Source organism: Mycobacterium sp. (assembly GCF_049683935.1).
In the GTDB taxonomy this organism is placed as follows: domain Bacteria; phylum Actinomycetota; class Actinomycetes; order Mycobacteriales; family Mycobacteriaceae; genus Mycobacterium.
Map to the genome: position 1 here is coordinate 1 of NZ_JBAUJR010000482.1, position 8683 is coordinate 8683.

Here is an 8683-nt window from a genome sequence, read left to right on the forward strand (position 1 = left end):
GCGGTGACGGACGCGCCCGACGGCACCCGGTGGGTCGGACTGTCCGCGGTGCACGTCTCCGATGACGCCCGGCGCCGGGGTCTGGCGCGCACCCTGTGTGCAGGGCTCCTGGAGTGGGCTCGCGAACGCGGCGCGACCCGCGCGTATGTGCAGGTGGTCATCGACAACGGCGCCGCTCGAGCGCTCTACGAGTCGATGGGATTCGTGGTGCACCACCGCCTGCGGTACGTCCGCGCCGAGGATCTGCTGGCGCGCGCTCCCGTCGTAGGGTGACTCCATGCGCCTGGCCACCTGGAACGTCAACTCGATCCGCACCCGGGTCGACCGCGTCACCGACTGGCTGCAGCGTGCCGACGTCGACGTGCTGGCGATGCAGGAGACCAAGTGCTCCGACGAGCAGTTCCCGACCATGCCGTTCGCAGCCCTCGGTTACGAGGTCGTGCACAGCGGGTTCAATCAGTGGAACGGCGTGGCCATCGCGTCGCGGATCGGCATCGACGACGTGCAAGCGGGTTTCGACGGACAGCCGGCGTGGGGCGACAAGCCCGACGTCCCGATTGCTGCCGAGGCGCGGGCGCTGGCAGCGACGTGCGGTGGCGTCCGGGTGTGGAGTCTCTACATTCCCAACGGCCGCACCGTGGATTCGGCGCACTACGTCTACAAGCTGCAATGGCTTGCCGCCCTTCGGGAGACGGCTGCGACGTGGTTGACCGAGGATCCGTCGGCGCCGATCGCCCTCGTCGGTGACTGGAACATCGCCCCGACCGACGAGGACGTCTGGGACATCGAGTTCTTCGAAGGCAGCACCCACGTCACCGAGGCGGAGCGCGCGGCGTTCGGCTCGATCGTCGACGCCGGGTTCACCGATGTGGTGCGACCTTTCACGCCGGGGCCCGCCGTGTACACGTACTGGGACTACACCCAGTTGCGGTTCCCGAAGAACCGTGGCATGCGCATCGACTTCATCCTGGGCTCACCGGCCCTGGCAGCGCGGGTCACGCACGCAGAGATTGTACGGGAGGAACGAAAAGGCAAGCAGCCCAGCGATCATGCCCCGGTGCTGATGGAACTCACCGAGCATCGGTGAGTTCCACTCGGCGACACCGCCTTTCGGCAACCCCTAGGACTCGTTGCCACCGGTGTCATTGCCACCGGTGTCGTTGCCACCGGTGTCGTTGTCACCCGTGTCGTTGCCGCCCGCGTCGTCGTCGCCCGCGTCGTCCCCGCCGTTGTCCGCCGGCGGCTCACCGTCGTCCCCCTGCTGTTCCTGCTGCTGTTCCTCCTGCTCTTGGAGGTCGTCGGTGAGTTCTCCGCCGTCGAGTTCTTCGCCGTCGAGTTCATCGGTGAGGTCGAGTTCCTCGGTGGGGTCGAACCTGTCGAGCTTCCTTTTGTCGGCCAGCGGCTCGGTGTCCCCAGCAGGCGGTGCCGCAGCGGGCGGGGTGGGACCGCCGCCGGGCTCGCCCGCGGGACTTGTCCCGGGACCTTCCGGATTGGGACCCCCGACACTGGAACCGGTGACGTTGGCACCCGCGAGGTCGGAACCAGCGAGATCCACCGGGGGAGTCACCACAGGCCCTGCGGGCGGTGCCGGCAGAGGAGCAATGCCGTCGATCCATCCCTTCTGCCTCGTGGACCAGTTCCGGTTGTACGCGCTGTCGATCATGGGCTTGAGCATCCTGTCCAGGAACGCGACGAAATTCGGGTCCCAGAAATCGCTCTCGTACATGTCGTGAAGTAGTGGAAGCCGCTCGGCCGGAATGATGATCGTCGTCCTCGTCCCGCCCAGCGAGTTCTCCTCGACCTTGTAGCGCGTCGGCAACGTCTGGATGTCGTAGAACGCCGCATCGACATGCCTCAACTTCGCGCCGTTGACCGCGTTGAGGACGGCGAGAATGTTGAACGGGTTATCCGGGAAGTCCGCGGTGCCGTCGTATTCCGCCGATACGACGACGACGTCCCACGGGGTATCCGGCACCGGCTGGTACTTGACGCCCACAAAGAAGACCCGACTGGGTGCGCCGTAGATCGCCACAGTCATCTCTTCCGGCAACGGCGGAGTCACCCCGTCCTCGGTGTCCTCCAGATCCTCCATCAGCCGGTAGAGCACATCAACAACCGAGGGCGCCCCCTTGGACACCCCGCCAATGGTGATCGGCGTTCCCAGCGCCGCCTGGTGCGCGTAGATGGCGTTGTACAGATTGTCCGAACCCTCCGGGATCGAGCGCGCAAACTCCGCATCACCCGGGAACGGCACGCTGATGCGCGCGTCGTAGTTCGCGAAGTACCCGCCGAACGCTGTCGTCATCTGTTCCTCGGTGAGTTGGGCATAACTGCCCTCCCCGCCTACCAGCAACGCGGTCGCGCCATTGGTGCACCCGACCGTCCCGCAGGCGCCTCCGCCCGGCGGTGCGGCGATTGCTGTCGGCGCCAGGAGAAATGAGCTACTGGCCAATATAGCAACGACAGAGCGCTTGGATACCTTCATTGTGCAACCCCCTGGTAGGGCAGGAAACCCCCCACGAGTCTCCCTACTGGGACGTGAGCGTACTCCTAGAAATCAACGCGGCCAAGCAGTTTTAGCAAACAATTGTTGATTCACTGGATTTACCGTTGTGCGCACGTCAGCACTCGAGGTTCCGTCTGCACGGCGGCTGCGCTAGCGTGGCAGCGTCAACAACGCGGGAGCGTGTACCAGCGCGCTGAGAGGACGGGTGGGCCCGTCGACCGTACGAACCTGACCGGGTAATGCCGGCGTAGGGAGAAGCCCTGAGATGTCTGTCGATCCGTCGGTCACCACCTACCTCCCGCTCGCCCCGCCCGGGCAGACGCCGCTGCGGGTGATGACCATCGCCGGTTCGGACTCCGGCGGGGGCGCCGGGATCCAGGCCGACATGCGGACCTTCGCGATGCTGGGCATCCACGGCCTGGTCGCCGTCACCGCGGTGACGGTGCAGAACTCACTGGGCGTCAAAGGTTTTCATGAGATCCCACTGGGCGTCATCGCCGGCCAGATCGAGGAGGTGGCCTCCGACATCGGGGTGCAGGCCGCCAAGACCGGCATGCTCGCGTCGTCGGACATCATCAACACCATCGCCGAAGCCTGGGTCGGACAGGGCCTCGCGGGCTCCGTGCCGCTGGTCGTGGACCCGGTCTGCGCCTCCATGCACGGAGACCTGCTTCTGCACCCGAGCGCACTGAATTCGTTGCGGCAGGATCTCTTTCCGCTCGCAACCCTGGTGACGCCCAACCTCGACGAGGTTCGGCTGCTGGTCGACATCGAGGTGGTCGATGCCGACACCCAGCGGGCGGCGGCCCGTGAACTGCACGCGCTCGGTCCACAGTGGGCGCTGGTCAAGGGTGGTCATCTGCGGTCCTCGGCGCACAGTCCGGACCTGTTGTTCGACGGCACCGAATTCCACGAGTTCGATTCCCCACGCATCGACACCGGCCACGACCACGGCGCCGGTGACACGCTCGCGGCCGCGATCGCCAGCGCCCTCGCGCACGGCTACCCGGTACCCGACGCCGTCTCGTTCGGTAAACGCTGGGTCACCGAATGCCTGCGCGCCGCGTACCCGCTGGGGCAGGGCCACGGCCCGGTGTCCGCTCTGTTCCGGTTGGGCTGATGGACGACAGCGCAGGCATCGTGCACGAACCCGCAGGCACACCGGCGGGCGGCGTGGCCCTGACACACGGGGCGGGCGGCAACCGGGATTCTCCGATGCTCATCGCGACGTGCGAGGAATGGGCACGACGCGGTTGGCTCGCGGTGCGCTACAACCTGCCGTACCGACGGCGCCGCCCCAAAGGACCTCCCTCGGGCACCCAGGCGGCCGACCGGACGGGCATCGTGGAGGCGGTGGCCGCGATGCGTGCACTGCTCGGTGACCCGGAACTTCCCGTGGTCGCCGGGGGCCACTCCTACGGCGGACGCCTCACCTCGATGGCAGTCGCCGATGACGACCTCGAACTCGACGTGCTCACGCTGTTCTCCTACCCGCTGCACCCGCCGGGCAAGCCCGAACGTGCCCGCACCGAGCACCTGCCGCGCATCACCGTTCCGACCGTGTTCACCCACGGGACCGCGGACCCGTTCGGCAGCATCGACGAGATCGGCCCGGCTGCCGCCCTGATCGCCGCCCCCACCCGGATCGTCGAGATCACCGGCGCGCGTCACGATCTCGCTTCCAGGAAACTCGACGTCCCGGCCCTTGCGGTCGACGCGGCGCTGCGCCTACTCGACTGAGCTATCGTCGCGGTGTGTCCGTGCCACCTCAGGGGCCACCCCCGCCTCCACCTCCTTACGGCCCCGGTGGATACCCACCGCCTCCTCCCCCACTTCCGTACCCGGGTGGCTACCAGCCTCCGCCGCCGCCGAGGAAGACGAACTGGTGGTTGATCGGCGGCATCGTGCTCGCGGTACTGGTCTTCTTGTGCATCGGCGCGGTGATCGCGTTCAAGGCGGTCATCGGTCCCGGCAACGTGACGGCAACCGACGTCGCCGTTGGTGACTGCCTGGCCGAGATCCCGGACGGGGACGAGGTGCTCCGGGTTCAGACGGTCGGGTGCGATGAACCCCACGCCGGAGAGGTGTTCGCAGTTCTCCTGATGCCCGACGGTGACTTCCCCGGGATGGAGGCGATCGAGGCCTACCACGACAAATGCGGCCCTGAGCTCGCGACCTACTCGCCCGCGGCGATGACCGACGATTCGGTTCAGCTCTACGTCCTCTATCCGACCGCGGAGACCTGGGCAGCCGGCGACCGGGCTGTGACCTGCATTGCGACCCTCGACCCACCCCGGACCGGTTCCCTCAGAGGCTGATACCTCGGGTACCGTCTACCCATGACTTCGGAGCACTTCGACGCGGTCATCGTGGGAGCCGGTTTTGCAGGAATCGGCGCTGCCATCCAGTTGAAGCGGATGGGCTACGAGAACTTCGTCATCCTGGACCGCGAGGACGACCTCGGCGGGACGTGGTATGTCAACCACTATCCCGGCCTGGCGGTCGACGTTCCCACGACCACCTACTCGTACTACTTCGAGCCGAACCCGAACTGGTCCCGGCTGTTCTCCACCGGTGACGAGATCAAGCAGTACGCCGACGACGTCGCGGACAAATACGACGTGCGCCGCCACATCCGGTTCAGCATCACGGTCCAGGGTGCCCGCTGGGACGACGACACCCAGCGGTGGCATGTCGCCCTGGCCGACGGCGCGACGCTGACGACCCGCTACCTGATCACCGCGACCGGCTTCCTGTCCCAACCGCACATCCCCGACATCCCGGGGATCGCGGAGTTCGACGGGCGCATCATCCACACCACGGCGTGGGACGACTCCTACGACCCGACCGGTGAGCGGGTCGGCATCATCGGCACCGGCGCCACCGCGGTTCAGCTGATCCCGGAACTGGCCAAGCAGGCCGCCGACCTGACGGTGTACCAGCGGACCCCGATCTGGGTGGTGCCCAAGGTCGACTTTCGGTTCTCCGAGCGCGCCAAGCGACTGTTCGCGCGGATGCCGTTGACGCAGAGAGTGATCCGCTGGGTCACCGACACCATCTATGAACTGATGATCTCGGTGGCGGTGCTGCACAATCGACAGACCCGCGGGCGGTTCAACATAGGGGCAAGCGATCTGGCGAAGATGCACCGGTTCGCGACCATCCGGGACAAGGAACTGCGAGACAGGCTCACTCCCGACTACGACTTCGGATGCAAACGACCCACCTTCTCCAACAGCTACTACCGCACCTTCACCAAGCCTCATGTGCACCTGCAGGACAACGGCATCGCACGGATCGAATCGGACGGAATCGTCGGCAACGACGGCCAGAAGACAGCCATCGACACCCTGGTGCTCGCCACCGGCTTCGACCTGTGGGAGGCCAACTTCCCCGCCATCGAGGTCATCGGACGGGATGGCCGCAATTTGGGTAAATGGTGGCGTGAGAACAGGTTCCAGGCATATCAGGGTGTCTCGATGCCACTGTTCCCCAACTATCTGTCACTCGCCAGTCCCTACGCCTTCCTCGGGTTGAACTTCTTCAACACGATGGAGTACCAGATGCGACACATGCAGCGTCTCTTCGACGAGATGAAGCGCCGTGACGCCACGACGTTCGAGGTCACCGACGAAGCCAACACCCGGTTCCTGGATCGGATGACCGAACTGCTCGGCGATTCGTTGTTCGTCAACGGCAACTGCGCATCGGCACGCTCGTACTACTTCAACCCCAGTGGTGAGCCGACCCTGCTGCGGCCCACATCCACCCGTAGAGCCATCGAAGAAGCCAGCGACTTCCCGCTGAGCGACTACCAGATCAACTAGGAGTCACAGTGCCGAAAGAGAATTCACGTGCCGCGACCGTCGCCGGAGTGGCGCTCGCCGGGGCCGGGTTGGCGCACTTCGCCGTCCCGCAGCTTTTCGAGGGACTCACCAAGCCCGCGTTTCCCACCAACACCCGGCAGCACGTGTACATCGACGGCGGTATCGAGACCGTCGTCGGACTCGGACTTGCGGCTCAGCGAACCCGCAAGCTGGCCATCGCGGGCCTGATCGGATACCTGCTCTACTTGACCGGCAACGTGGTTCGCAACCGATAGCGCCCCAGCAGGGTCAGGTCCACCAACCGTTCCACCGTTGCCCTCGCCTCGTGCGCGTTCGAATAGTGCACCAGTCGGCCGATGTCGATCACCAGCGACATCGCGGCGTGCACCGCGAAGCGCGCCTGCGCGGCAGTCCATTCAGGCCGGACCGACACCACCAGCTCGACCCACGACTCCACGGTTGACCGTTGCAGGTCGCGCAGGATGCGCTGATCCGCCGCTGTCAGGTTGAGACGTTCGCTGTAGTAGACGTTCTCGAGTTCGGGTTGGTCGAAGGAGCGGGTCACGTAGGCGTCGATCACCGCTGCCAGCGATTCCTCGGGAACGCTGACGGTCGCCATCACCGCCGACAGTTCGGCGGACAACCGGTCCGAGGCTCGCCGGAACGCCGCGGCCAGGATGTCGGACTTGCCCGAGAAGTACTTGTAGATAGCGGAAGTCGGAATGCCCACCGCCGAGGCGATGTCATCCATGGTGGTGTCGCGATAACCCTCGAGGTTGAACAGCCGCAGCGACTCCGTCAGCAGCGCTTCGTACTTGGACGAGTCCACTCGCCGGGTGTCGTCGGTCGGCGCCGGTTGCGGCGGCATCTCGGGCAGCTCGGCGGTGAGCACCTTCCGCACGAGCTGACTCAGCACCATATGTACTTGAGCTGCGGGCAGTTTGGCCCGATGATCGACGATGCTGCCGATCACCGACAGCACCGCCGTGGACACCGTCGAACGCTGCCGGACGGTGAGTTCCGGGCGAAGGACCATCAGCGGCCGGTGGATCCGGTGGTGCACCGTGCGCAACTGGTCGATCAGCAGTGCCTGGTCCTCGTCGTGCAGATACCGGGCCTCCCAGCGGTACAGGCCTCCCGATGCCCGGTTGGCCATCGCGATGCCGATGAGCGCCGACGCCAGCCGGTCCAGTTCCTGCTGCGGATCCTCGTCATCGGTCCCGGCAATGGCGTCGATCTCGGCGGTGCCGTCCACCAGTTGTTGACCGAGGTTGAGGACCGCACCGCGGAAGAGCTCGTACTTGCTCGAGTAGTGGCGGTACAGCGCCGCCGCCGAAATCCCGACCCGTGACGCGATGGTCTCCATACTGACCCCGTGGTAACCGAGCTCGCTGAACGCCTCGGCGGCCGCACGGGCGATCTGTGCCTTGCGGTCCCTGGGCCGACGCCGGATGCCACCGGCATCACGGTTGTCAGCGGCGGTGCGCGCCATGGCGCTCACGATAACGGAGACTGGTCACCGTGACCTCGTCCGACGGCCCACAGTTGCGGCGACGGCTCGGGACATTCGACACCGTCACCATCGGGCTCGGCGCGATGGTGGGGGCGGGAATCTTCGTCGCGCTCGCCCCGGCCGCGGCGGCGGCAGGCTCCGGCCTGTTGATCGGACTGACCATCGCCGCCGTCGTGGCGTGCTGCAACGCGATGTCGTCGGCCCGGCTGGCGGCACGCTATCCGCAGTCCGGCGGCACCTATGTGTACGGCCGCGAGCGGCTCGGTGCGTTCTGGGGCCACACCGCGGGGTGGAGTTTTGTCGTCGGCAAGACGGCGTCCTGCGCGGCGATGGCGCTCACGGTCGGGTACTACGTGTGGCCGGCGTACGCGAACGCGGTGGCGGTCGCGTCGGTGGTCGCGCTGACCGCGTTCGGTTACGCGGGGATCCAGAAGTCGGCTCTGCTCACCCGCGTCATCGTCGCGCTGGTACTCGCGGTGCTGGCGATGGTGGTGATCGTCGTCCTGGGCTTCGGCGACCCCGACCCCGCGCGACTGGCAGTGGACGACGCCACCGGCTACGGCGTGCTCCAGGCGGCGGGCCTGCTCTTCTTCGCGTTCGCCGGGTATGCCCGGATCACTACCCTCGGGGAGGAGGTCCGCGATCCCGCGAGGACGATTCCGCGCGCGGTGCCGCTGGCTCTGGGCATCGTCCTGGTCGTCTACGCAGTGGTCGCCGTCGCGGTGCTCGCACAGTTGGGCAGCGCCGGACTCGCGACCGCCGAGGCACCGCTGTCCGAGGCGGTGCGCGCCGCGGGCTTCCCGGAGCTGGTGCCGGTGGTCGGTGTCGGCGCAGCGG

The 8683-nt window shown here is 66.6% G+C and carries 10 protein-coding genes and 1 riboswitch; of the genes, 8 read left to right on the forward strand and 2 right to left on the reverse strand.

Going from position 1 to position 8683, the window contains the following annotated elements:
- A partial coding sequence (locus WA965_RS27280) for a GNAT family N-acetyltransferase (RefSeq protein WP_526448236.1) occupies positions 1–273 on the forward strand: 273 nt, incomplete at its 5' end.
- A 4-nt stretch (positions 274–277) separates the two neighbouring features.
- Positions 278–1087, forward strand: a complete 810-nt coding sequence (locus WA965_RS27285; protein ID WP_526302744.1) for an exodeoxyribonuclease III — start codon at positions 278–280, stop codon at positions 1085–1087.
- 33 nt (positions 1088–1120) lie between these two features.
- Here the strand turns inward: WA965_RS27285 and WA965_RS27290 are convergent, their stop codons facing one another.
- Positions 1121–2452 carry a PE-PPE domain-containing protein gene (locus WA965_RS27290; protein WP_526448237.1) on the reverse strand — a complete coding sequence of 444 codons (1332 nt, stop codon included), beginning with the start codon at positions 2450–2452 and terminating at the stop codon, positions 1121–1123.
- A 216-nt stretch (positions 2453–2668) separates the two neighbouring features.
- A riboswitch (TPP riboswitch) is annotated at positions 2669–2777 on the forward strand.
- Between WA965_RS27290 and thiD the strand changes: the two genes are divergently transcribed.
- From thiD to WA965_RS27315, 5 genes are all read left to right on the forward strand, one after another.
- Complete coding sequence (gene thiD / locus WA965_RS27295) at positions 2772–3626, forward strand: bifunctional hydroxymethylpyrimidine kinase/phosphomethylpyrimidine kinase (RefSeq protein WP_526302742.1); 855 nt, start codon at positions 2772–2774, stop codon at positions 3624–3626. Its footprint overlaps the riboswitch before it by 6 nt.
- Entirely contained in the window at positions 3626–4246 is a 621-nt protein-coding gene (locus WA965_RS27300; protein WP_526448238.1) for an alpha/beta hydrolase family protein, read from the forward strand. Before thiD ends, WA965_RS27300 begins: the two co-directional genes overlap by 1 nt.
- A gap of 14 nt (positions 4247–4260) precedes the next feature.
- A complete protein-coding gene (locus WA965_RS27305) occupies positions 4261–4824 on the forward strand; it encodes a septum formation family protein (RefSeq protein WP_526302740.1) in 564 nt (187 codons plus the stop codon).
- Positions 4825–4845: 21 nt separating this feature from the next.
- Complete coding sequence (locus WA965_RS27310) at positions 4846–6333, forward strand: flavin-containing monooxygenase (protein WP_526302739.1); 1488 nt, start codon at positions 4846–4848, stop codon at positions 6331–6333.
- Positions 6334–6341: 8 nt separating this feature from the next.
- Positions 6342–6608 carry a DoxX-related protein gene (locus tag WA965_RS27315; protein WP_178361296.1) on the forward strand — a complete coding sequence of 89 codons (267 nt, stop codon included), beginning with the start codon at positions 6342–6344 and terminating at the stop codon, positions 6606–6608.
- Here the strand turns inward: WA965_RS27315 and WA965_RS27320 are convergent.
- A complete protein-coding gene (locus WA965_RS27320; RefSeq protein ID WP_526302738.1) occupies positions 6575–7825 on the reverse strand; it encodes a TetR/AcrR family transcriptional regulator in 1251 nt (416 codons plus the stop codon). The genes WA965_RS27315 and WA965_RS27320 overlap by 34 nt on opposite strands.
- A 104-nt stretch (positions 7826–7929) precedes the next feature.
- On the opposite strand from WA965_RS27320, the gene WA965_RS27325 reads away from it, so the two are divergent.
- The coding region (locus WA965_RS27325) for an amino acid permease (RefSeq protein ID WP_526448239.1) at positions 7930–8683 on the forward strand (754 nt) is incomplete at its 3' end.